General features: G+C 70.0%; 16 protein-coding genes. 2 read left to right on the top strand and 14 right to left on the bottom strand.

Annotated features, from left to right (window positions below):
* Positions 1–14: 14 nt before the first annotated feature.
* The 14 genes from ftsZ to ACQYVW_RS16600 all read right to left on the bottom strand — a co-directional run bounded on the left by ftsZ (position 15) and on the right by ACQYVW_RS16600 (position 18,599).
* Positions 15–1,253: a cell division protein FtsZ gene (gene ftsZ / locus ACQYVW_RS16665; protein ID WP_434947762.1), complete on the bottom strand. Its 1,239-nt coding sequence runs from the start codon at positions 1,251–1,253 to the stop codon at positions 15–17.
* Between the two features lie 226 nt (positions 1,254–1,479).
* Complete coding sequence (gene ftsA / locus ACQYVW_RS16660; RefSeq protein ID WP_434947761.1) at positions 1,480–2,715, bottom strand: cell division protein FtsA; 1,236 nt, start codon at positions 2,713–2,715, stop codon at positions 1,480–1,482.
* The gene (locus ACQYVW_RS16655; protein WP_434947760.1) at positions 2,712–3,464 is read right to left on the bottom strand and encodes a cell division protein FtsQ/DivIB; all 753 of its coding nucleotides are present in this window, start codon (positions 3,462–3,464) and stop codon (positions 2,712–2,714) included. The genes ftsA and ACQYVW_RS16655 overlap by 4 nt, the downstream gene beginning before the upstream one ends.
* Positions 3,465–3,621: 157 nt before the next feature.
* Complete coding sequence (locus ACQYVW_RS16650; protein ID WP_434947759.1) at positions 3,622–4,569, bottom strand: D-alanine--D-alanine ligase; 948 nt, start codon at positions 4,567–4,569, stop codon at positions 3,622–3,624.
* Entirely contained in the window at positions 4,566–6,014 is a 1,449-nt protein-coding gene (gene murC / locus ACQYVW_RS16645; RefSeq protein WP_434947758.1) for a UDP-N-acetylmuramate--L-alanine ligase, read from the bottom strand. The genes ACQYVW_RS16650 and murC overlap by 4 nt, the downstream gene beginning before the upstream one ends.
* Complete coding sequence (ftsW, locus tag ACQYVW_RS16640) at positions 6,011–7,348, bottom strand: putative lipid II flippase FtsW (protein WP_434947757.1); 1,338 nt, start codon at positions 7,346–7,348, stop codon at positions 6,011–6,013. Before ftsW ends, murC begins: the two co-directional genes overlap by 4 nt.
* The gene (gene mraY, locus ACQYVW_RS16635) at positions 7,348–8,433 is read right to left on the bottom strand and encodes a phospho-N-acetylmuramoyl-pentapeptide-transferase (protein ID WP_434932927.1); all 1,086 of its coding nucleotides are present in this window, start codon (positions 8,431–8,433) and stop codon (positions 7,348–7,350) included. Before mraY ends, ftsW begins: the two co-directional genes overlap by 1 nt.
* Positions 8,423–9,802: a UDP-N-acetylmuramoyl-tripeptide--D-alanyl-D-alanine ligase gene (locus ACQYVW_RS16630; RefSeq protein WP_434947756.1), complete on the bottom strand. Its 1,380-nt coding sequence runs from the start codon at positions 9,800–9,802 to the stop codon at positions 8,423–8,425. Before ACQYVW_RS16630 ends, mraY begins: the two co-directional genes overlap by 11 nt.
* Positions 9,799–11,271: a UDP-N-acetylmuramoyl-L-alanyl-D-glutamate--2,6-diaminopimelate ligase gene (locus tag ACQYVW_RS16625; protein WP_434947755.1), complete on the bottom strand. Its 1,473-nt coding sequence runs from the start codon at positions 11,269–11,271 to the stop codon at positions 9,799–9,801. Before ACQYVW_RS16625 ends, ACQYVW_RS16630 begins: the two co-directional genes overlap by 4 nt.
* Positions 11,268–13,091, bottom strand: a complete 1,824-nt coding sequence (locus tag ACQYVW_RS16620; RefSeq protein WP_434947754.1) for a peptidoglycan D,D-transpeptidase FtsI family protein — start codon at positions 13,089–13,091, stop codon at positions 11,268–11,270. The genes ACQYVW_RS16625 and ACQYVW_RS16620 overlap by 4 nt, the downstream gene beginning before the upstream one ends.
* Positions 13,088–13,351 carry a cell division protein FtsL gene (gene ftsL, locus ACQYVW_RS16615; RefSeq protein ID WP_434935563.1) on the bottom strand — a complete coding sequence of 88 codons (264 nt, stop codon included), beginning with the start codon at positions 13,349–13,351 and terminating at the stop codon, positions 13,088–13,090. The genes ACQYVW_RS16620 and ftsL overlap by 4 nt, the downstream gene beginning before the upstream one ends.
* On the bottom strand, positions 13,348–14,304 hold the full coding sequence (rsmH, locus tag ACQYVW_RS16610; RefSeq protein WP_434947753.1) for a 16S rRNA (cytosine(1402)-N(4))-methyltransferase RsmH: 957 nt from the start codon (positions 14,302–14,304) through the stop codon (positions 13,348–13,350). The genes ftsL and rsmH overlap by 4 nt, the downstream gene beginning before the upstream one ends.
* Positions 14,301–14,747: a division/cell wall cluster transcriptional repressor MraZ gene (gene mraZ / locus ACQYVW_RS16605; protein WP_434935565.1), complete on the bottom strand. Its 447-nt coding sequence runs from the start codon at positions 14,745–14,747 to the stop codon at positions 14,301–14,303. Before mraZ ends, rsmH begins: the two co-directional genes overlap by 4 nt.
* 960 nt (positions 14,748–15,707) lie before the next feature.
* Positions 15,708–18,599, bottom strand: a complete 2,892-nt coding sequence (locus tag ACQYVW_RS16600) for a TonB-dependent receptor domain-containing protein (RefSeq protein ID WP_434947752.1) — start codon at positions 18,597–18,599, stop codon at positions 15,708–15,710.
* 383 nt (positions 18,600–18,982) lie between these two features.
* Between ACQYVW_RS16600 and ACQYVW_RS16595 the strand changes: the two genes are divergently transcribed.
* Positions 18,983–19,846: a helix-turn-helix transcriptional regulator gene (locus tag ACQYVW_RS16595; RefSeq protein ID WP_434947751.1), complete on the top strand. Its 864-nt coding sequence runs from the start codon at positions 18,983–18,985 to the stop codon at positions 19,844–19,846.
* 128 nt (positions 19,847–19,974) lie between these two features.
* The gene (locus ACQYVW_RS16590) at positions 19,975–22,287 is read left to right on the top strand and encodes a winged helix-turn-helix domain-containing protein (RefSeq protein WP_434947750.1); all 2,313 of its coding nucleotides are present in this window, start codon (positions 19,975–19,977) and stop codon (positions 22,285–22,287) included.
* The last annotated feature ends 4 nt before the right edge of the window (positions 22,288–22,291 follow it).

Here is a 22,291-nt window from a genome sequence, read left to right as displayed (position 1 = left end):
CGCCCATCGCTGGCTCAGTCCGCCTGACGGCGCAGGAAGGCCGGGATGTCTAGGTAGCTGTCGTTGCCGAAGTCCGCCACCGGCGGGGTGGACGGCGCGGCATCGGCGGCCACGCTGCGGCCGCGCAGGCCCGAGGCGATGCTGCTGCCGGACGCGAAGCCCTCGTTGCCGTCGTCGATGAACATGCCGGTGGTGCCGTCGCGCTTGCCGGTGTTGATCAGCTGCACGTGCGGGCGACGGGCGGTCTCGAACGCGCCATGGTCGCTGCCGCGGCCGTTGCTGCGCGCCACGCCGCGGTTCAGGCCGGTGGCCACCACGGTCACGCGCACGTCGTCCTGCATGTCCGGGTCGAGCACGGTGCCGATGACGATGGTCGCGTCCTCGCTGGCGAAGTTCTCCACGGTGCGGCCGACTTCGTCGAACTCGCTCATGGTGAAGTCCGGGCCGGCGGTGATGTTGACCAGGATGCCGTTGGCGCCGGCCAGGTTCACATCGTCCAGCAGCGGGTTCTGGATCGCCGACTCGGCCGCAGCCTGGGCGCGGTCGTCGCCGCGGGCGTGGCCGGTGCCCATCATCGCCAGGCCCATCTCGGACATCACGGTGCGCACGTCGGCGAAGTCGACGTTGATCAGGCCCGGGCGCACGATCAGGTCGGCGATGCCCTGCACGGCGCCCAGCAGCACGTCGTTGGCGGCGCGGAAGGCCTGCACCATGGTGGCGTTGCGGCCGAGCACGGTGATCAGCTTCTCGTTGGGGATGGTGATCAGCGAGTCGCAGTGCGAGGACAGGTCCTCGATGCCCTTGAGCGCGACCTGCATGCGGCGGCGACCCTCGAACGGGAACGGCTTGGTGACCACCGCCACGGTGAGGATGCCCATCTCCTTGGCCAGCTGCGCGACGACCGGCGCGGCGCCGGTGCCGGTGCCGCCGCCCATGCCGGCGGTGATGAAGACCATGTCCGCGCCCTGCAGCGCGTCCATGATGATCTCGCGGTCCTCGAGCGCGGCCTGGCGACCGACTTCCGGGTTGGCGCCGGCGCCCAGGCCCTTGGTGACGTTGCCGCCGAGCTGCAGCTGCAGCTTGGCGCCGCAGTTGCGGATCGCCTGCGAGTCGGTGTTGGCGGTGATGAACTCCACGCCGTCCACGCTGCTGTTGACCATGTGCGCGACCGCGTTGCCGCCGCCGCCGCCCACGCCGATCACCTTGATGACGGCGTTGGGAGCCATCTTCTCGACCAGTTCGAAATGTGCCATGTCCTTGTCCTCTCTAGTTAGAGCCGGGAATCGGGAGTCGGGAATGGGGAATCGGAACAGCTGGTTCCATCCGCCTTCAACTCGCCTGCTACCGGCGTTTATGTGTGTGCCATCGCCGCTGTGCTGCAACTGCCTGCATCCGCCTTTTTCTGTCTGCTTCGCCTTCAATCCTGCTTGTCGCCCTTCCGATTCCCCATTCCCCATTCCCCCTTCCCGATCCCCGGCATCAGAACTCCCCCCGGAACCAGGTGCTGACCTTCTTCAGCAGGCTGCCGGCCTTGCCGGTCGGCAGCGAAGGACGCCTCGGGTTCTCGATCTGGCTGCCCATCAGCAGCAGGCCCACGCCGGTGGCGTGCACCGGGTTGTTCACCACTTCGCCGAGTCCGGTGACGTGCTGCGGGATGCCCACACGTACCGGCATCTGCAGCATTTCCTCGGCCAGCTCGACCACGCCTTCCATCTTCGCGGCGCCGCCGGTGAGCACCATGCCGGCGCGCACGTGCTGCTCGAATCCCGAGCGACGCAGCTCGGCCTGCACCATCTCGAAGATCTCCTCGTAGCGGGCCTGCACCGCCTGCGCCAGCGACTGGCGCGGCAGGCGCCGCGGCGGGCGGTCGCCCACGCTCGGCACCTGGATCGATTCCTCGCTGGTGGCCAGCTGCGCCAGCGCGCAGGCGTAACGCACCTTGATCTGCTCGGCCTCGGGCGTGGGCGTGCGCAGCATGTGCGCGATGTCCTCGGTGACCTTGTCGCCGGCGATCGGCAGCGAGGCGGTGTGGCAGATCGCGCCCTGCACGAACACGGCGAGGTCCGTCGTGCCCGCGCCCATGTCGACCAGCACCACCCCGAGTTCGCGCTCGTCGCCGGTGAGCACCGCGGTGCTCGAGGCCAGCGAGGACAGCACCAGGTCGTCGATCGACAGGCCGCAGCGCTGCACGCACTTGCTGATGTTGGCCGCGGCCGACTGCGCGCACACCACCAGGTGCGCATGCACCTCCAGGCGCACGCCGGTCATGCCGACCGGGTTGCGGATGCCTTCCTGCGAATCGTCGAGCACGTACTCGCGCGGGATCGCGTGCAGGATCTTCTGGTCGGCGGGGATCGCCACGGCCTTGGCGGCGTCGAGGACGCGGTCGAGATCCGCCCAGGTCACCTCGCCGTCGCGGATCGGCACGATGCCGTTGGAATTGCGGCACTGCACGTGGTTGCCGCTGATCGAGGCATAGACGCTGCGGATCTCGCAGCCGGCCATCAGCTCGGCTTCCTCCACCGCGCGCTGGATCGACTGCACGGTCGATTCGATGTCGACCACCACGCCGCGCTTGAGCCCGCGCGACTCGTGGGAGCCGATGCCGATCACCTCGATCGGGTTGCCCGGCGAATATTCGCCGACCAGGGCCACCACCTTGGAGGTGCCGATGTCGAGGCCGACGATCAGGGCCTTGTCGCCTTTGCGGTTCATGTCGAGGAGCCGGAATTCGTGGGGGATACGGAGGGTTCGACGGCTTCGCCCCAGGTCAGGGCGAAACCGTTGGTGTAGCGCAGGTCCGCGCGCTCGAGCGCCTGCGGACTGCGGGCGAGCAGCTGCGGCAGCACCCGGGCGAAGCGCTTCAGGCGAAGCCGCGCCTCCTGGCTGCCGACCACCACTTCGACGCCGTTGTCGAGGGTCAGGGACCAACTGTCGCGGCTGTCCAGGGCGAGGCGCGCGACGGCATGGCCGCCGGGCGCGAACATCTCGCGCGATTCGTTGTAGAGCGCGACCACGTCGGGCACCCGCGCGTCGGCGGCCGAGAGTTGCGGCAGTCCTTCCGGCACGTCGATGCCGGCGACCGGGAACAACCTGCCCTGTTCCGACAGCAGCCTGTCCTCGCCCCATCGCGCAAACGGACGGTGCTCGACGATCCGGACCTCCAGCACGTCGGGCCAGCGCTTCCGCACTTCGGCATGCTCCACCCACGGCAGCTGCGCGATGGCCGCGCGCGCATGGTCGAGCTTGACCGCGAAGAAGCCGGAGGTCGCATACGGCAGCAGCGTCTCGCGCAGGCGTGCGGCGTCCACGCGCTCCAGGCCGTCGTTCACCCGCAGCGTGCGCAGCGGCCAGCGCTCCGCGCCGATCCAGCCGTTGAGCACTGCGACCACGGGGAGCGCCACCAGGGCGATGGCGATCGCCCAGGTGCCGACCTGCAGGCCGCGGCGCAGTGCGGCGTTCATGGTTCGCCTCCTGCGGAGGCGACGGGATTGGGGATGACCAGACGTGCGTCTGTTGGAAGCCGGGATTCGGGATTCGGGAAAGCGTGGACACGAGCGCCCGCGCGCGCAGGCACGTTCGCGCTTCCGAATCCCGACTCCCGAATCCCGAATTCCGGCCTCACAGCGTCTGCTCCAGCACGCGCCAGCACAGTTCGGCGTAGTCGATGCCGAGCTGCGCGGCGGCCTTGGGCACCAGCGAATGACTGGTCATGCCCGGGGCGGTATTGATCTCCAGCAGCAGCAGGCGTCCGCTCGCGCGCTCTCGCATCAGGTCGACGCGGCCCCAGCCGCTGCAGCCGGCGGCATCGAACGCGGCGCGCGAGAGTTCGCCGATGGCGCGCTCGCCCGCCTCGTCCAGGCCCGGGCACAGGTACTGGGTGTCGTCGGCGAGGTACTTGGCGTTGTAGTCGTACCACTCGCCCGCCGGCACGATCCGGATCGAGGGCAGCGCCATGTCGCCGAGGATGGCGACGGTCAGTTCGTCGCCCACCACCATCTCCTCGACCAGCATCTCGCCGCCGTACGCACGTGCGACCTCGATCGCGCGGGCGATGTCGGATTCGGCCACCACGCGCGCGGCGCCCACGCTCGAGCCCTCGCACGAGGGCTTCACGAACGCGGGCAGGCCCACCTTCGCGATCGCGGCCGCCAGGTCGCCGCCAGCCGGCACGCGGGCGAAGCGCGGGGTCGGCAGGCCTTCGGCGATCCACACCTGCTTGGTGCGGATCTTGTCCATGGTCAGCGCGCTGCCGAGCACGCCCGGACCGGTGCAAGGCACGCCCAGGGCCTGCAGCAGGCCCTGGACCACGCCATCCTCGCCGCCGCCGCGGTTGCCGTGCAGGATATTGAACACGCGATCCACGCTGCCGGCGCGGATGGCCTCGACCAGGGCCGGAATGCCGTCCACGGCCGCGGCGTCCACGCCGCGCGAGCGCAGCGCCGCGAGCACGCCGTTGCCCGAATCCAGCGACACCTCGCGCTCGGCGCTGGTGCCGCCCATCAACACGGCCACGCGACCGAACGCGGCCGGATCGGTGATGCGCAGCGCGGGCACGGCCGGACTCATCGCGACACCTCCGGGAAACCTTCGCGCGCCAGCAGCTGCGCTGCGTGGCCGATGTCGCCGGCGCCCATCATCAGCAGCAGGTCGCCGTCCTGCAGGACGTCGGGCAGCACGCTGGCGAGCTCCTGCGCACCGTTGACCACGACCGGATCGATGCGGCCGCGTGCGCGGATTGCGCGCGCCAGCGCCTTGGCGTCGGCCCCGGCGATCGCCGCTTCGCCGGCCGGATACACTTCGGTCAGCACCAGCGCATCCACGTCCGACAGCACCGAGGCGAAATCGTCGAACTGGTCGCGGGTGCGGGTGTAGCGATGGGGCTGGAACGCGACCACGAGGCGGCGGTCCGGCCAGCCGCCCCGCGCTGCCTCGAACACGGCGGCCAGTTCCCTGGGGTGGTGGCCGTAGTCGTCCACCAGCTGCACCCGCGCGCCCTGCGCGGTGCGCAGTTCAGCCAGCAGGTTGAAGCGGCGGCCGATGCCCTGGAACTTCTCCAGCGCCGCGGCGATCGCGGCAGGCTCCACGCCCAGCTGCCAGCCGATCGACGAGGCCGCCAGCGCGTTGAGCACGTTGTGGCGGCCGGGCAGCGCCAGGGTCACCGGGGTGCGCGAACCGTCCGGCAGGCACAGGGTGAAGCGCATCGCGGTGCCGTGCTGCTCGACTTCCTCCGCGCGCACGTCCGCGCCTTGGGAGAATCCGTAGGTCATCGCGTGGCGCGGCATGTCCTGGGCCAACCTGGCGACCTCCGGATCGTCCACGCACAGCACCGCCAGCCCGTAGAACGGCAGCCTGTGGAGGAACTCGGAGAACGCCGCCTGCACGCGTGCGAAATCGCCGCCGTAGTTCTCCAGATGGTCGGCGTCGATGTTGGTGACCACCGCGATCAGCGGATTCAGGCGCAGGAAGCTCCCGTCGCTTTCATCGGCCTCGGCCACCAGCCACTGGCCGCCGCCCAGGCGCGCATTCGCGCCCGCCGCGAGCAGCTGGCCGCCGATCACGAACGTCGGATCGAGGCCGCCCTCGCCCAGCACGCTGGCCGTGAGCGAGGTGGTGGTGGTCTTGCCATGGGTACCGGCGACGGCGATGCCGCGTCGGAAGCGCATCAGCTCGGCCAGCATCTCGGCGCGCGGCACGATCGGAATACGCTGCGAACGCGCCTCCATCAGCTCCGGATTGTCGGGACGGATCGCGCTCGACACCACCACGCAGTCGGTGCCCAGCACGTTGGCGGCCGAATGCCCGCGATGCACGGTCGCGCCCATGTGCGTGAGTCGCTGCGTGGTTGCGTTGTCGGCCGTGTCCGAACCCGAAACCTGGTAGCCGAGCGTGCACAGCACTTCCGCGATGCCGCTCATGCCGGCCCCGCCGATGCCGACGAAGTGCACGCGCGAGAACGCACGGGCGATGCTTTCCTTGGTGAGCTCGCTGGCGGCGAGCAGGCGGCGGATCATGCGTTGCTCCCGAGGCCGCCGAGGGTCGGCTCGATGCGTGGACGCAGGCGACTGGTGCCGCGTGCGGCGGCCACCGCGGACGGCGGCGGCTGGGTGGTGGGCGGCGGTGGCGACGCGGGTTCCCCGCCCGGGGGCGCGCCCGCGCCGCGCAGCCGCGCGACCTGTCGCTGGGCGCGATCGAGTTCGAAGGAGACGCGCAGCAGCAGCCCGATCGCCACACAGGTCATCATCACGCTGGAGCCGCCGGAAGAGATCAGCGGCAGGGTCAGGCCCTTGGTCGGCAGCAGGCCGAGGTTCACCCCCATCGACACCAGGGCCTGCAGGCCGATCATCAACGCCACGCCGAAGGCGATGTAGCCGGCGAAGTGGCGACGCATCTCCACGCAGCGGTAGCCGATCCACAGCGCGCGCCCGACCAGGGCGGCGAACAGCCCGATCACCAGCAGCAGGCCCATGAAGCCCAGCTCCTCGCCGATCACGCTGAAGATGAAGTCGGTATGCGCCTCGGGCAGGTAGGACAGTTTCTGGATCGAGCCGCCCAGCCCCACCCCGGCCAGCTCGCCGCGCCCGATCGCCATCAGCGCGTTGCTGAGCTGGTAGCCGGCGCCTAGCTGGTCTTCCCAGGGATTCCAGAACGAGGTGATGCGGCGCAGGCGGTAGGGCTCGATCACCGCGATCGCGACCAGCGCGGGCAGCAGGGCCGCGACCGGCAGCATCATGCGCTTGAGGTGACCACCGCCGAGCACGAGCATGCCGGCGGTGACCGCCAGCAGCATCGTGGCCGACCCGAAGTCCGGCTGCAGCAGCAGCAGCGCCACCAGCGCGATCGCCACGCCGATGGGCTTGAGCATCGCGCCCCAGCCGGCGTTGACCTCGTCGCGGAAGCGCACCAGATAGCTGGCCAGCCAGATCAGGTAGAGGATCTTCACCGCTTCGACCACCTGGAAGTTCGATACGCCCAGGTTGATCCAGCGGCGCGCGCCATTGACCGTATGGCCCAGGCCCGGCATGAACACCATCGCCAGCAGCAGCGCGGACAGCCCGAGCAGGGCGCGCGAGTACTTGTCCGCCAGCTTCAGGTCGGTGCGCATCACCAGCCCGCACAGGCCGATGCCCACGACGAGGAAGACGATGTGGCGGACCAGGTAGTAGAACGGGCCTTCGCCATGGTTCACGGCCACGGCGATCGAACTGGAGGCGACCATGACCACCCCGAACGCGGCGATGGCCGCGGCGATGGCCATCAGCCAGCCGTCGTAGCGGCCGTCGATGGCGTCCAGCCTGGTGGCCTGGCGGGCGTTGTCGAAGGCGCGGGAGTCGGCGGTCACGGCCATCAGCGCACCTTCAGCGTGGCGAGGCCGACCAGGACCAGGATCACCGAGATGATCCAGAAGCGCACGATCACGCGCGGCTCGGGCCAGCCCTTGAGCTCGAAGTGGTGGTGGATCGGCGCCATCCGGAACACGCGTTTTCCGGTGAGCTTGAAGCTGGCCACCTGGATCATCACCGACAGCGTCTCGATGACGAAGATGCCGCCCATGATCACCAGCACCAGTTCCTGGCGCACGATCACGGCCATGGTGCCCAGCACCGCGCCCAGCGCCAGCGCGCCGATGTCGCCCATGAACACCATCGCCGGATAGGTGTTGAACCACAAGAAGCCCAGGCCCGCCCCGGCGATGGCCGCGCAGATGATGATCAGCTCGCCCGCGCCCGGCACCGGCGGGATCTGCAGATAGCGCGAGAACTCGGCATGGCCCGAGGCATAGGCGAACACCGCGATGCCGCCGGCCACCAGCACGGTGGGCATGATCGCCAGCCCGTCCAGGCCGTCGGTGAGGTTGACCGCGTTGGAGAAGCCGACGATCCAGAAGTAGGCGATCGCCACGAAGCTGATCCCGGCCAGCGGCAGCGCCACCGACTTGAACAGCGGCACGTAGAAGGTGGTCGCCGCCGGCACGTCGGCGTACAGGTACAGGTACAGGCCGGCGGCGAGGCCGAAGATCGACTGCAGCAGGTACTTCCAGCGCGACTTCAGGCCGTTGGGATCGCGCTTGACGATCTTGATCCAGTCGTCGTACCAGCCGATCGCGCCGAAGCACAGCATCACCAGCAGCACCACCCACACATACTTGTTGCGCAGGTCGCCCCACAGCAGCACCGAGGCGGTGATGGTGAACAGGATCAGCGCGCCGCCCATGGTCGGCGTGCCGGCCTTGGAGAAGTGCGTCTGCGGGCCGTCCTGCCGGATCGGCTGGCCGCCCTTGTACTGGGCCAGGCGGCGGATCACAGCCGGGCCCCACCACAGCGACAGCAGCAGCGCGGTGAGCGCGGCGAGGATGCCGCGGAAGGTCAGGTAGCCGAACAGGCCGAACAGCCCCTCGACCTGCTGCAGCCAGCGGGTGAGTTCAAGCAGCATCGTGTTCCCCGGTTGCACGCGCCAGCAGCGCATCGACGATGCGGTCCATGGCACTGCCGCGCGAGCCCTTGACCAGCACCCGGACGCCCGGATGCAGGTCCGCCGCCAGTGCGGCGGCCAGCGCGTCGTGATTGTCGAAATGGCGGCCGCCCTCGCCGAAGGCCCCGGCGGCGGCGGCACTCAGCGCGCCCAGCGCGTACACGCGCGCGATGCCGGCGCGGCGCGCGCGTCGGCCGGCCTCGGCATGCAGATCGAGCGCGTCGTCGCCCAGTTCGCGCATGTCGCCAAGCACCAGCCAGCCCTCGCCACCGCCGGCGGCCAGCGTGTCGATCGCGGCGTTGAGCGAGCCGGGGTTGGCGTTGTAGCTGTCGTCGATCAGGGTCGCGCCGCCGCCCAGGTGGTGCTGCACCTGCCGCCCTCGCACCGGCTGCGCGGCGCCGAGCGCCGCACCGATCTCCTCGAGCCCGATGCCGAGCGCCAACGCGACCGAGGCGGCGGCCAGGGCGTTGGAGACGTTGTGCCGGCCGGGCAGCGGCAGGACCACGTCGACCTCGCCGGTGGGCGCGACGAGCACGAAGCGCGACCCGTCCGCATCGCTGGATACGGCGCGCGCGGTCACGTCGGCGCTGGCCTCGAGGCCGAAGCGGAGCAGCCGCCGGCCGTGCGCGCGCTCGGCGAAGTACGGTGCGAAGGCGTCGTCGGCATTGATCACCGCCACGCCATCGTGGGTCAGCGCATCGTAGATCGCGGCCTTGGTGTCGGCGATCCCGAGCAGGCTGCGCATCCGCTCCAGGTGGGCGGGCGCGATATTGTTGACCAACGCCACGTCCGGTCGCGCGATCGCGGTCAGGTAGGCGATGTCGCCGGGCTTGCCGGCGCCCATCTCGTAGATCGCCACCTCGGCGTCGTCGGGCGCGTCGATCACCGCCAGCGGCAGCCCGATCTCGTTGTTGCGGTTGCCGGGGTTGGCGTAGGCGCGCAGCGCGCGCGACGCGATGCCATGGACCAGCTGCTTGACGCTGGTCTTGCCGTTGCTGCCGGTGATGCCGACCACCTTGCCCGCGCGGGTGCGCTGCAGCGCCGTGGCCAGCGCCGCCAGCGCGCGCTCGGTGTCGGCCACCACCACCTGCGGCAGCGACGCGCCCACCGCGCGCGAGACCAGCGCCGCACGCGCACCGGACGCGGCGGCCGTGGCGACGTGGTCGTGCCCGTCGAAGGTGGCGCCCTTGAGCGCGACGAACAGGGTGGCGGCCCCGTCGCGGATGTCGAGCGTGCGGGTATCGGTGGCGACCGCGTCGACCGTCAGGTCATCGCCCTGGAGGCGGCCCTGGGTCCACTGTGCGATGCGTGCCAGCGGGATCGGGTTCATGCGCCGCCTCCCAGGGCTTCGCGCGCGACCACGCTGTCGTCGAACGGATGCTTGACGCCGGCCACTTCCTGGTAGGACTCGTGACCCTTGCCCGCGACCAGGACGATGTCGCCGGCGCGCGCGCGGGCGATTGCGCCCGCGATCGCGGCGCGACGGTCGCGCTGCACGATCACGCGCGCGGGCTCGGCAAAGCCGGCGAGGATACCGGCGACGATGGCGTCGCCGTCCTCGCCGCGCGGATTGTCGTCGGTGACCACGACCTCGTCCGCCAGGCGTTCGGCGATCGCCGCCATCTGCGGGCGCTTGCCGGTGTCGCGCTCGCCGCCGCAGCCGAACACGCAGACCAGGCGCCCGCGCAGGTGGCCACGCAACGACTCGAGCGCCTGTTCCAGCGGATCGGGCTTGTGCGAATAGTCGACCACCACCAGCGGCCTGTCGCCGCCGCCCAGACGATTCATGCGCCCCGGGATCGGCTGCAGCCGACCCAGCACGCCAGCAATGGCGTCGGTGTCGTGGCCCAGCGCGTGCAGCACGCCGGCCACGGCCAGCAGGTTGTCGATGTTGAAGCGGCCCAGCAGCGGCGACTGCACGCGTGCGCTGCGCCCACCCAGGTGCAGGTCGAACGCGATGCCGTCCGCATCCAGTGCGATGGCGGTGGCGCGCACGTCGGCGTCGTCCGCGCCGCGCGCGCTGGTGCCGATGGCCTGCAGGGAGTCGGGCAGGTCCAGGGCCAGGCGACGACCGTAGGCATCGTCGAGGTTCACGACGGCCGCCCGCAGGCCCGGCGTCCGGAACAGGCGGGCCTTGGCCGCGCCATAGGTCTCCATGTCGCCGTGGTAGTCGAGATGGTCGCGGCTGAGGTTGGTGAACACGCCCACGGCGAAGTGCACCGCATCCACGCGCCCCTGGTCGAGCGCGTGCGAGCTGACCTCCATCGCCACCGCTTGCGCGCCCTCGTCGTGCAGCTGCGCAAGCAGCGCGTGGGTCTGCAGCACCAGCGGGGTGGTGAAACCGGTCGCGCGCGCCTGGCCATAGAGGCCGGCGCCCAGCGTGCCGATGGTGCCGGCGCGGGTTCCGCACAGCTCCAGCGCCTGCGCCAGCAGTTGCACGGTGGACGTCTTGCCGCTGGTGCCGGTGACGCCGATCGTGGCCATGCGCGCGGACGGCTGGCCGTGGAAGGTGTCGGCCATCGCGCCCATGCGCGTGCGCAGGCCCGGCACGGCGATGGCGCCTGCCGGCGGCGCGGGGACGTCCGCTGGCGCCGGCGGCTCGAACAGGATCGCGGCCGCACCGGCCTCGGCGGCCTGTGCGGTGAAGTGCAGCCCGTGCGTGCCGAATCCGCCGATCGCGACGAAGGCGTCGCCGGGCCGCACGTCGCGGCTGTCGAGCACCAGGCCCGAGACCTCGAGCGTGGCGGGAACGCCAGCCACGTCGGGCAACAGTTGCGCCAACGGCAGGACGCGGCTCATGGCGCCGCACCCCGCTGCGCGGCGGGTGCTGTCCGCGCGGCCGCGGCCAGCGCGCGCGCACGCTTGGCCTCTTCCGCCGACTGCGCGGCCAGCCAGGTGTCGATGTCGTCCGGCGGCACGTCCATCAGCCGCAGCGCGCCCTCCATCACCCGCGCGAACAGCGGCGCGGAGATCCAGCCGCCGCCGTAGGTCGAGCCGCCGCCGGAGGTATCCGGATCGTTCACCACCACGGTCACCGAGAAGCGCGGACGGTCGACCGGCACCAGGCCGGCGAAGTAGGCGATGTAGCGCCGCGCGTAGCCGCCACCGGAGGACTTGCGCGCCGTGCCGGTCTTGCCGGCCACGTGGTAGCCCAGGATCGCCGCGCGCGTGGCGGTTCCGCCAGGCTCGGTCACGGTCTGCATCATCTGCATCACCTGCGCGGCTACCGCAGGGTCCAGCGCCTGCTGGGTCTCGCCGCTGTGTCCGCCCTTGACGAAGGTCGGCGTGACCAGACGCCCGCCGTTGCCGAGCGCAGCGTAGGCACGCGCGATCTGCAACGGCGTCACCGACAGCCCGTAGCCGTAGGACAGCGTCTGCTTGGTGGTGCCGCTCCAGCGTTCGGGCGTCGGGAAGGTGCCCGGCGCCTCGCCGGGGAAGCCGCTGCCGGTGCTGCTGCCGAACCCGAAGCGGCGCAGGAAGGCGTCGAAACTGCTGTCGGGGAGCAGCTTGACGATCTTCGACACGCCCACGTTGGAGCTCTTGGTGATCACGCCCGTGGTGTCGAGCACACCGTAGTTGCGGAAGTCGCTGGTGCGATAGCGGCCGTTTGCGATCCAGCCGGGGCTGGTATCGAACCGGGTGGCCGGCGTGATCACGCCGGCCTCGAGTCCGGCCGCCACGGTCAGCGGCTTCATGGTCGAGCCCGGCTCGAGCAGGTCGGTGACCGCGCGGTTGCGGTAGGCGTCGCGGTTCTCGCCGCTCACCCGGTTGTTGTTGTAGGACGGCAGGTTGGCCATCGCCAGCACTTCGCCGGTGGCCACGTCCAGGATCACCACCGAACCGCTGGCCGCGCCGGTCTCGAGCAGGGTGCGCTTGAGTTCGCGATACGCCAGGAACTGGATGCGGCGGTCGATGCTCAGCACCAGGTCCTTGCCCGGTTCGGCGGGACGGATCAGGTCGACGTGCTCGACGATACGGCCATGGCGATCGCGGATCACCTTCTGCGCGCCCGGCGTGCCGCGCAGCCACTCGTCGAACGCCAGCTCCACGCCCTCCTGGCCCTGGTCGTCGATGTTGGTGAAACCCAGCACGTGCGCGACCGCTTCGCCCTGCGGGTAGAAGCGGCGGAACTCGCGCTGCGAGAACACGCCGGGGATCTTCAGCGCCAGGATCTTCTGCGCGATCGCCGGGTTGATCCGGCGATGCCGCGGCACGTACATGAACTCCTTGTCCTTGCGCTGCGAAACATAGCGCGTCAGGTAGTCCAGTGGCAGGTCGGTGGCTTCGGCCAGGCGCGCGATCGCGGCCGGGTTGTTGGCCAGCTCCTGCGGATTGGCGTACAGCGACTCCACCGGCGAGGACACCGCCAGCGGCTCGCCGTTGCGGTCGGTGATCATGCCGCGCGAGGTCGGGATCGGCACCTCGCGCAGGAAGCGCGCGTCGGCCTTCTGCTGGTAGAAGGCGTTGTCCACCAGCTGCAGGTCCACCGCGCGCACCACCAGCGCGACCGCGCACAACGCCATCGCCCCACCCACGAGCATGAGCCGGCCGCGCAGGTTGAACTGCGCGCGCGGGCGCGGCTTCTTGCCCGAACCGCCGGTCGTGCGGACGAACCTCATGGCTGCACCACCACGATCTCGCCGGTGGCCGGGAACTTCATGCCCAGTCGCGTGCGCGCCACCTGGTCGATGCGGTTGCTTTCGGCCCAGGTGGCCTGCTCGAGCTGCAGCCGGCCGAACTCGATGTTGAGTTCGTCGCGCTCGCGCTCCAGCCGGGTCAGCTGCACGTACAGCTCGCGATGCTGGTGGCGCGCATAGACCACGCCGATCGACGAGATCACGCATCCGATCACCAGCAGGGCCACGGCCAGGCGGGTCATGCGCGCGCCTCCGCGGGGGCCAGCTTCTCGGCCACGCGCAGCACCGCGCTGCGCGCGCGGGGATTGGCGGCCAGCTCGGCCGGGCGCGCCTTGCCGGCGGCGCCGACCGCCAGCAGGCTGGGCACGAAGCCGCTGGCCTCGGGCAGGCGGCGGTTGCCGGGCGGCGCCTTGGCGCGCGCGGCGATGAAGCGTTTGACGATGCGGTCCTCGAGCGAATGGAAACTGATCACCGCGAGCCGCCCGCCGGGGCGGAGCGCATCGTGCGCGGCCGCCAGGCCACGCTCGAGATCCTCGAGTTCGCGGTTGACGTGGATGCGGATGGCCTGGAACGAGCGCGTCGCCGGATGGATGTCATGGCGCCCGCGCGGCATCACCGAGGCGATCAGCTCGGCCAGCTGCGTAGTCCGCGTGAGCGGCTGTTCCGCGCGGCGGGCGATGATGGCGCGCGCGATGCGCCGGCTCATCCGTTCCTCGCCGTAGGTCCACAGCACGTCGGCGATCTCGCGCTCGTCGGCGCGCGCCAGCCACTGCGCCGCGCTCTCGCCGCTGTCGGGATCCATGCGCATGTCCAGCGGACCATCCTTGCCGAAGCTGAAGCCGCGCCCGGCCACGTCGAGCTGCGGCGAGGACACGCCCAGGTCGAGCAACACGCCGTCCAGACCGGCGCCGGCAGCGTCCCAGCGACCGAGGTCGGCGAAGCTGCCGCGGCGGATCGCGACGCGCGCGTCGGCGCCGAACTCGCGTTCGGCCACCGCAATCGCTTCGGGATCCTTGTCCATCAGCAGCAGCCTGCCTCCGCCTGCCAACCGTTCCAGCACGCCGCGCGCATGCCCACCGCGCCCGAACGTGCCGTCGAGGTACGTCCCGTCCTCGGCCACGCGCAGCCCTTCCATGACCTGCTCGAACATCACCGGAAGGTGCGCGGCGCGGGCGTCCGCAGCACCCCCGCTCACAACTGCAGTCCGACCAGTTCGTCGCCGAAGTCGTCGTCGCCTAGCGGCGTCTCGATCTGCGCGCGGTGGGCCTGCTCGCTCCAGAGCTCGAACTTGTCGCCCATGCCCAGCAGCACGGCCTTCTTCTCGATGCCGATGGCCGCGCGCTGGCTGGCGGGGATGGAGATGCGGCCGCTGCCGTCGGGTTCGACGATGGCCGCCGCGCCCACCAGCTTCAGCTGCAGGCGGCGGTTGGCTTCCTTGACCCTCGGCAGGGCATTGACCCCGTCGCGCACCTTTTCCCAGGTGGCGTAGGGGTAGATGTAGAGCGAGCCCTTCTCGAACGGGTTGTAGGTGACCACCAGGCGGTTGCCGCACTCGGACGCCACAAGGTCCCGGTAGCTGGTCGGAATCGCCAGCCGGCCCTTGTCGTCGATCGTGATGGCGGTCTCGCCCTGGAACACCACTTCCTGCCCGGAGGTGCCCGTCTGCGGCGGGCTTCAGCATCGGAAAACCACGAAATTCCCGGTTTCCCCACGAAGCGCCACCTTATGGACGGGTCAAAGCGATGTCAACAGCTTTGATGTGGAAATTTCATTAATCCGGTCAATGACTTGCGCGATAGTTCACAGACTTGTTCAAGCCTTATCCACAAGCTGCTGATTAGTCTCAAATTTTGAGAATGGCCCGTTTTTTGGACTGGCCCCCGTCCAGCGAAGGGCTTCAGACCCCGACCGGCCCGCGCCGACCGGTCAGGCGCGCCAGAGCGCCAGCCATGGGCAGCGCGGACTGCCATTTCCTGCTGACGGACGCTGCGCCCTGTCGCACGGGGTCGTGGATAACGAGCGATCACCGGACCAGGACGGCCTCGATCCGCCAGCCTGGATCGGACCCCATTCAGAAGTACCCCGACCCAAGAGGGACAGATCAAGAAAGGTTCTTCTCCTATCTGAGGGGAACCTGTCGACCGGGATGGGTTGGATCGGGGCTTGCGGACCGAGGCCGCCCCGCTCCGGGGGCTGCTCCCCGGCCTGGGCGGCCATCCATGGCCGCACTCGCCGCCGCAGCACATCCATGTGCTGCTGTCCGCACCCCCGGAGCGGGACGGCCCTGGGCCTGTCTCTGTCGCGGCTTCGATCAGCAGGACACTTCCAGCTGCCGGAGCACCGAACGAACAGCAGCGGTGAGCCGCGCCCTGCCGGCCGGGGATCGCGGCAAGCAAAACAGGGATGTTCTGCGCGCGAGTCGGGGCAGGATGCCCCGTCCGAGCGGAGAGCGATCCCCGGCCGGCAGGGCGCGGCGTCCGTCGGGAGCCCCGATCGGAACGCTCCGACGACGCCCAACATCCCCACACTTGGGAGAAGAACCAGAAAAAAGCCGCGGCCCCCCCGAAGGGACCGCGGCCGGAACAGCAGGCGCCGGGATCAGAAGCGCTGCTGGTACTTCATGAACACGAAACGACCGATGTCGTAGCCGCCGTAGTAGGCGAAGCTCGAGTTGGCCTGGTCGTACGACGGCGCCGCGTAGTGGTTGAACACGTTGTTCGCACCCACCGCCACGGTCGCGTTCCACGGGGTCTTCACCGAGAACTGGACGTCGTGGAAGGTGTTCGACCCGGTGCGGTTCATCGGGACGTTCTGGCCCTGGGTATCAGGCGCCGCGTAGTCCGGGATGTTGCAGATCGAGTCGAAGTAGCACTCTTCCTTGGCCGCCGAGTAGTAGCGCATGCCCCAGTTCACCGCGTACGGACCGTTCTCCCAGTTCAGGTTCAGGTTCGAACGCAGGCGGAAGTTTCCGCCGAAACTGACGTACACCGACTCGGGCGTGGTCTCCTCGTTGGTCGTCTTCAGGTTGTTCTTGGAGACGTAGGTGTTCTGCAACGTCGCCGCGAAGTTGCCGTAGTCGGTACCGAAGCGGTAGGACACGTCGAAGTCGAAGCCCTCGGTCTCCTGGTAGCCGGCATTGCGCAGGCCGTAGGTGAGATCGTTGACGATGCCGGTCACCGGATCACGGCTGAAGCCGGCACAGCGCGACTCGACGAGCGCGACATAGCAGTCGCTCAGCATCTGGTTCGGGCTGTCGGACACCAGCGTGTTGTCGATGGTGATGTTCCACCAGTCCAGCGCCATGCTCAGGCCGTCGACGTAGGACGGGCTGTACACCAGGCCCACGGTCTTGGACTTGGAGGTCTCCGGCTCGAGCAGCGGGTTGGAGCCGCTGGTGAACGGCAGCGGGGTCTGCGCGCCCGGACCGTCGGTCGGGATGAAGCCCTGCTGCAGCTGGCGGTAGCTGGCCGAGACGTCCTGCAGGCAGCGCGCGGTGCCGGCGGCGGTGCCGTACACGCTGTCGCAGGGGTCGCGGAAGCCCTGGGTGAAAGTCTGCGAACCACCGCCGTACAGGTCGGAAATGGTCGGGGCACGGAAGCCCTCGGCCCAGGTCGCGCGCACCAGCAGGTCGTCGGTCGGACGCCACTTGAGGCCGGCCTTGCTGTTGGTGGTGTCGCCGAAGGTGTCGAAGTCCGAATAGCGGCTGGCGACGTTGAAGCTCAGTTCCCGCGCGAACGGCATGTCGGCCAGCACCGGGATGTTGAGCTCGGCGTAGAACTCGTCGACCGAGTATTCGCCATAGGTCGGGCCTGCGGCGAGGTTGGTCGACTCGCCCGACTGCGCGATCGCGTCCGGGGTGTAGCCGCCCTTCTCCTCGCGGTATTCGTAGCCGACCGCGAAGCCGAGGTCGCCGGCGGGCAGGGTCATGATCGAACCGGCCAGGTTGGCGAAGTAGCTGGTGGTCTCGGTCTCGCCCAGCGCGTGCTCCTGCCTGAACAGGTAGGCGCGCACGGCTTCGTCATCCAGCGAGTTGGCGACCGCGCCGGTGCCGAAGCCGGCAAAGGGATTCCACGGCGTGCAGCCGGCGATCACGTTGCCCGGCGTGCCGCAGACGATCTGGCCGGTGGTCGTGTCCAGGAACGAGGCGCCCAGCGCGTTGCGCAGGTTGGGCTTGTACAGGTCGCCCGTGCCGATCTTGCTCAGCTCGTTCTTGTTGTACAGGTAGCCCGCGTCCCAGTCGAAATAGCGCTCGCCGACCTGGAACATGCCTTCCAGGGCCGCGGTGAAGCGCCAGGTGGTCAGTTCCGAGCGGGTGACGCGCGGGTTTTCCCAGGCGCGGCGACGCCATTCCAGGTCGCGCCCGTCCTTCAGCGGATTGAAGTAGCTGTCGGCCGACAGCAGCACGTCGGTCGTCGCCGTCTGCGCCGGATAGCCGGCGAGCTGGGCCGTGGAGACGCGGTTGTTGTAGCCGAGGTCGGTCGAGAAGCGGACGTTCTCGCTGATGTCGTATTGGCCGTTCACATACAGCGAGCGGCGTTCGACCGGCGTCAGCACGTGCATCTGGTCGGCGCTGTTGCTGGTGTCGTCGTCGTTCTGCGGATGGAAGGCGCCGCCCAGGGCGTTGCCGCCGCGGTCCGGGGCATACCAGGCCGGATCGAGCGGCGTGGGGTTGCCGTCCTCGTCCAGCACGGGCGCGCCGCTGGCATCGCGTTCGATCAGCCCGGTATTGGCGTTGTAGTTGCCCCACTGGCCGACCGGCGACCGGCTGTACTCGGGGAAGCCCGGGTAGCTGTCGCGGCTGAACCAGCGGTCGCGCGCCCAGACGCCGTCTTCGTTGTGGTACTCGCCGGCGATGGTGATCGAACCGCGATCGCCCGCGAAGCCCATGATGAAGTCGTAGTTTTCCTTGGCGCCGTCGCCCTCGCCGTACTGGCCGTAGTACGCGTTGGTCTCGAGGCCTTCGAAGTTCTTGCGGGTGATGATGTTGACCACGCCGGCCATCGCGTCAGAACCATAGATCGACGAGGCGCCGTCCTTCAGGATCTCGATGCGCTCGACCATGACCGAGGGGATCGAGGCCACGTCCTGCAGGCCGTCGGTGGTGATGCCCAGGCGCTTGCCGTTGACCAGCACCAGGGTGCGGTTGGGGCCGAGGTTGCGCAGGTCGATGTACTGGCCGCCCACCGCCTCGCCCGAGGCCAGCGCGTCGGAACGGCTGATGGCCGGCGAGCCGGCGGCCGTCATGTTCTGCAGGATGTCGGAGACCGTGCTGAAGCCCTGCCCTTCGATGTCCTGCCGGCTGATGGTCAGGACCGGCTGGGCGGTTTCCATGTCCACCTGGCGGATGCGCGAGCCGGTGACCTCGATGCGGTCGAGGTTGGTGGCGGCGCCTTCGGCGGCGTCCTGCGCGAGCGCGGGCAGCGATACCGCCATGGCGGCGCCCGTGACCAGCGCCGTGCGGATGGCGTCCCGCAGCAAACTTGTCTTCATGAATACTCCAAGATCGTTGGTGGATGCGGACGGTTAACGCGTCGTTAAAAGTCCGGTCGGCGGACATTAGGGACGCCGACTCCACATCGGGTGCTCGCGGTATCGCTTCGGCGTGCCCGAAATCGCCATCCGGACACGTCGGCGCATCTGGCTGCCGACTGTCAGCCCCGCTTCTGTGGCCACAGGCGTCACCGCTCGATCGGGATTCGCCGGCGAGGCGCGCATCGGCAAACACGCCGAGAACCGCGGTGCCATGCGGTTCTTCATGGAAACCTCGTCGAAACCTCCTCGCCTCGGCGCGGAAACGTGCACGCGGTTTCGCGACTTCGGGCACGCCCCCTCCCCACCCTTCCCTCCCGTATTGGACGAGAGGAGACGAGGTCGTGGTGGACGTGGAATTCCGGCGCATCGGACAGGGCAGCGGCATCGACCTGTCGGAACTGGCGGGCGTGCACTGCATCCGGGGCGCGGGGCGCGGCAGCTATGCGGTAGTTCCCGCCGGAATGCCGTCCCTATGGTGCGTCCTGCGCGGCAGCCTGGAGGTCGCCGGGGCCGACGGCCCGTTCAGGGTCGGCCCGCGCCAGTTCCTGGCCCTGCCCGCGGGTGCCGTGGTGCGCGCCGTCGGCCGCGACGGCGCCGACTGGATGGCGCTGGCCTTGCCGGTGCCCGCAGTGGTCGCGATCCTGCGCAGCGTCAGCGTCCGGCGCGGCCGGGGGCCGCTGCTGTTCTCCACCGTGCTGCCGGTCGATCGCGACCTGCTGCGCGCCGTGACCGCCGTCGCGCGGCAAGCCGGGACCGGCACGCCCGTGATGGACATCCTGCTGGGCAACGTCCTGCTGGCCGCCCGGCACGCCCAGGCGCCGACCCTCGACTGGGTGGCGCGCGCCAGCGGCCGCACCGAAGGTCACCGGCGCCTGACCGTGCAGCGTCTGCTCAGCGCGCGCAACCGCATCCTGAACGCGCCGTTCGATGCCAATGACCTCACCACCCTCGCCGCGGCGGCTCGCTATTCGAAGTCCCACTTCCTGCGCAGCTTCCGCGACGTATTCGGGAGCACCCCCCACGAACTGCTCATCCAGGCGCGGATGGATCTTGCCAAGCACCTGATCGCGCACAGCGACCTGGCCATCTCCGAGGTCGCGGCCAGCGTCGGCTACGAGAGCCGGTTCGCATTCGCGCGGTCGTTCAAGAAGCGTGTCGGCCTCACCGCCACGCGATTCCGGCAGGAGCTGCCCGACGCCGCCTGAACGGGCCTACGGCTGGGCCGGCGGCGCAGCGGTAGAATGGCCACCCCAGGAAGTTCTGCCGCGATCCGGGCGGTCCGCTGGCGTTCTCGCCCCGCGGATGCGCACCGCGGTCCGGCCACAGGTGACCCTTGCCCCGAGCTACAGACGAACGCGGCCGCGACGGCAGCCACCGTCAGCAGCTGCGCGTCGGTGCGTTCCGCATCGACGCCGGCGCGCTGCAGGTGGAGGCCGACGGGCAGACCACGCGCCTGACGCCCAAGGCGATGGGCGTGCTTCTGGCCCTGGCGCGCGCACCTGGCGTGACCCTCTCGCGCGACGAACTTCTGGACGAAGTGTGGGGCAGCGCCCATGTCACGCCCGGGGTGGTCGGCCACGCCGTCACCGCACTGCGCCGCGCCTTCGGCGACGATCCCGGGCGGCCTGCGTATATCGAGACCATCCCCCGCATCGGATACCGGCTGGTGGCGCCGGTGCGGGCTCTGACAGGCGCTGAGACCGGGCCCGAAGACGAGGCAGTCACCGACGGCGTCGGCGAACCGGCGGGCCCGGACGTTCCGGCCACGGGCACGGAAAGCGTCTCGGTCGCGACGACGCGGGAGACTGGCGCACTTCCGGAGCCGCAGGCCAGCAGCCCATCGCTGGCGTTCCCCCTTCCTGGCGAGGCCAGGCCCGGCAGGTCGCGGCCCTGGTGGTCGTCGCCCATGGCGCTGGTGCTGGTGCTGTCAGCGCTGCTGGTCGCGCTCGCGGCCATCGCCTGGCGTTACGCGTCGCAGCCTCCGGCGCAGGCCAGCCTGGTCGCCGAACCCGCGCGACGGATCACCTTCGCGCCCGGCAGCGAAGCCTCCCCACGACTGAGTCCCGGCGGCGACTGGCTGGTGTACACGCGCCGTGATCGCCTGGGGGGTGCTCCGGGCCTGTTCCTGCAATCGTTGCACGGCACCGAGCCGATCGCGCTGGCCGACGGCGACCATGCGGAGCGGCCGGCGTGGTCGCCCAATGGTCGCGAGATCGCCTACGTGTGGCGGCCCGCCGACGAGACCCGCTGCGAGATCCGCACCACCAGCATCGATGGCGGCGGGCATCTGAAACTCGCCGACTGTCCGCCGCACAGCGTGGTCTACCTCGACTGGAACCCGGCCGACCCCGACCAGATCGCGTACTCGACCATCCTTCCGGGGAGCCCCGGCAGCACGCGCATCCAGCTGCTGCGCCGTGCCGGAGGCTGGGCAGCCGAGCCTTTCGAATACGGTCCGATGGAAACGCCGGTCGATCTGTACCCGCGCTTCTCGCCGGATGGCAGCCGCATCGCGTTCCGCCGTGGCTCCAACCCCACGTCCGACCTGTACTGGGTCTCCAGCGCCGGCGGCGAGGCCGTGCGCCTGACGACCCTGCGCTCGGAGATCAGCGGCTTCGACTGGCTGCCCGACGGCAGCGGTCTGGTGTTCTCCTCCAATCACCAGGGCGATCGCGCCCTGTATACGGTCGAATCGGCGGGGGGCAGGATCACCGCGCTGGGGATCCGCGGGGCCAGTTCGCCGGACATCGCCCAGCGCGACTGGACCCTCGCGTTCCAGCTGGAATCCTGGCGGTCGGCGCTGGCCGAAGTCGCGCTCGACGCGGGGGACGTCCGCTGGCTGGCGCCCTCCTCGGGACGCGATTTCTCGGCGGCGATGTCGGCCGACGATGCCCGCGTGGTATTCGCCAGCGACCGCGACGGCAGTTCGCAGCTCTGGCTGCTGGACCGTGGCGACGGCAAGACCATGCGCCTGACCCGGCACGAATCGGGGCGCGCGGAAGCGCCGGTCCTCTCTGCCGATGGCCGCCGGGTGCTGTACGTACTGCGGATCGAGGGTCGACACGAACTGCACGAATTCGACCTGGAACAGGGCGTATCGCATCGCGTCGCGGCGGCGGGCGCGTCGCTGCGCAATGCCACCTATGCCAGCGACGACCGCTCGATCTGGTACACCGGCTGGCATGTCGATGGCTGGCGGCTGCACGCCTGCCGCCGCGCGAGCGGCGAATCCGGCTGCCGTGGCCAGCCGACACCGCTGCCGGCTTTCCGGGTCGAGCGCGCCACGGTGCAGGGCAGGGCTGCGCTCCTGCTGACCGAAGGCAGCGACCGTGGCCGCATCGCGGCGGTGGCCGAAGACGACCTGCGCCCGCTGCCCATGGCGCCATTTTCGGTCGAGGAGCCGTGGCGCGTGGTCGACGATGCGGTCTGGGCGCTGGAGCCGGGCGATGCGGGGCAGCTGGTGCTGGTCGCGCACTCGTTGCGCGAGGACGGCGACTCGCAGCGCCTGGCGACCTTGCCCGGGCTGCAGCTGCTGCTGGGCGAAGGATTCCAGGTCGGTGCCGACCGCCGTCGCCTGGTGCTGCCGGTGGCCACGGAGGATCGCAGCGACATCGGCGTTTCACGGCTGACGCGCAAGTCCGGCTGAGCCA

Origin of the sequence: Luteimonas campi, from assembly GCF_051162505.1 — a bacterium.
GTDB lineage: Bacteria > Pseudomonadota > Gammaproteobacteria > Xanthomonadales > Xanthomonadaceae > Luteimonas.
Note: the sequence above shows the minus strand (reverse complement) of the source record. Positions and strands in the feature narration are given on the sequence as shown.

Coding starts and splice junctions, on each gene's coding strand:
- ftsZ (WP_434947762.1), bottom strand. CDS start 1,253: ATGGCACATTTCGAACTGGTCGAGAAGATGGCTCCCAACGCCGTCATC.
- ftsA (WP_434947761.1), bottom strand. CDS start 2,715: ATGAACCGCAAAGGCGACAAGGCCCTGATCGTCGGCCTCGACATCGGC.
- ACQYVW_RS16655 (WP_434947760.1), bottom strand. CDS start 3,464: ATGAACGCCGCACTGCGCCGCGGCCTGCAGGTCGGCACCTGGGCGATC.
- ACQYVW_RS16650 (WP_434947759.1), bottom strand. CDS start 4,569: ATGAGTCCGGCCGTGCCCGCGCTGCGCATCACCGATCCGGCCGCGTTC.
- murC (WP_434947758.1), bottom strand. CDS start 6,014: ATGATCCGCCGCCTGCTCGCCGCCAGCGAGCTCACCAAGGAAAGCATC.
- ftsW (WP_434947757.1), bottom strand. CDS start 7,348: ATGGCCGTGACCGCCGACTCCCGCGCCTTCGACAACGCCCGCCAGGCC.
- mraY (WP_434932927.1), bottom strand. CDS start 8,433: ATGCTGCTTGAACTCACCCGCTGGCTGCAGCAGGTCGAGGGGCTGTTC.
- ACQYVW_RS16630 (WP_434947756.1), bottom strand. CDS start 9,802: ATGAACCCGATCCCGCTGGCACGCATCGCACAGTGGACCCAGGGCCGC.
- ACQYVW_RS16625 (WP_434947755.1), bottom strand. CDS start 11,271: ATGAGCCGCGTCCTGCCGTTGGCGCAACTGTTGCCCGACGTGGCTGGC.
- ACQYVW_RS16620 (WP_434947754.1), bottom strand. CDS start 13,091: ATGAGGTTCGTCCGCACGACCGGCGGTTCGGGCAAGAAGCCGCGCCCG.
- ftsL (WP_434935563.1), bottom strand. CDS start 13,351: ATGACCCGCCTGGCCGTGGCCCTGCTGGTGATCGGATGCGTGATCTCG.
- ACQYVW_RS16600 (WP_434947752.1), bottom strand. CDS start 18,599: ATGAAGACAAGTTTGCTGCGGGACGCCATCCGCACGGCGCTGGTCACG.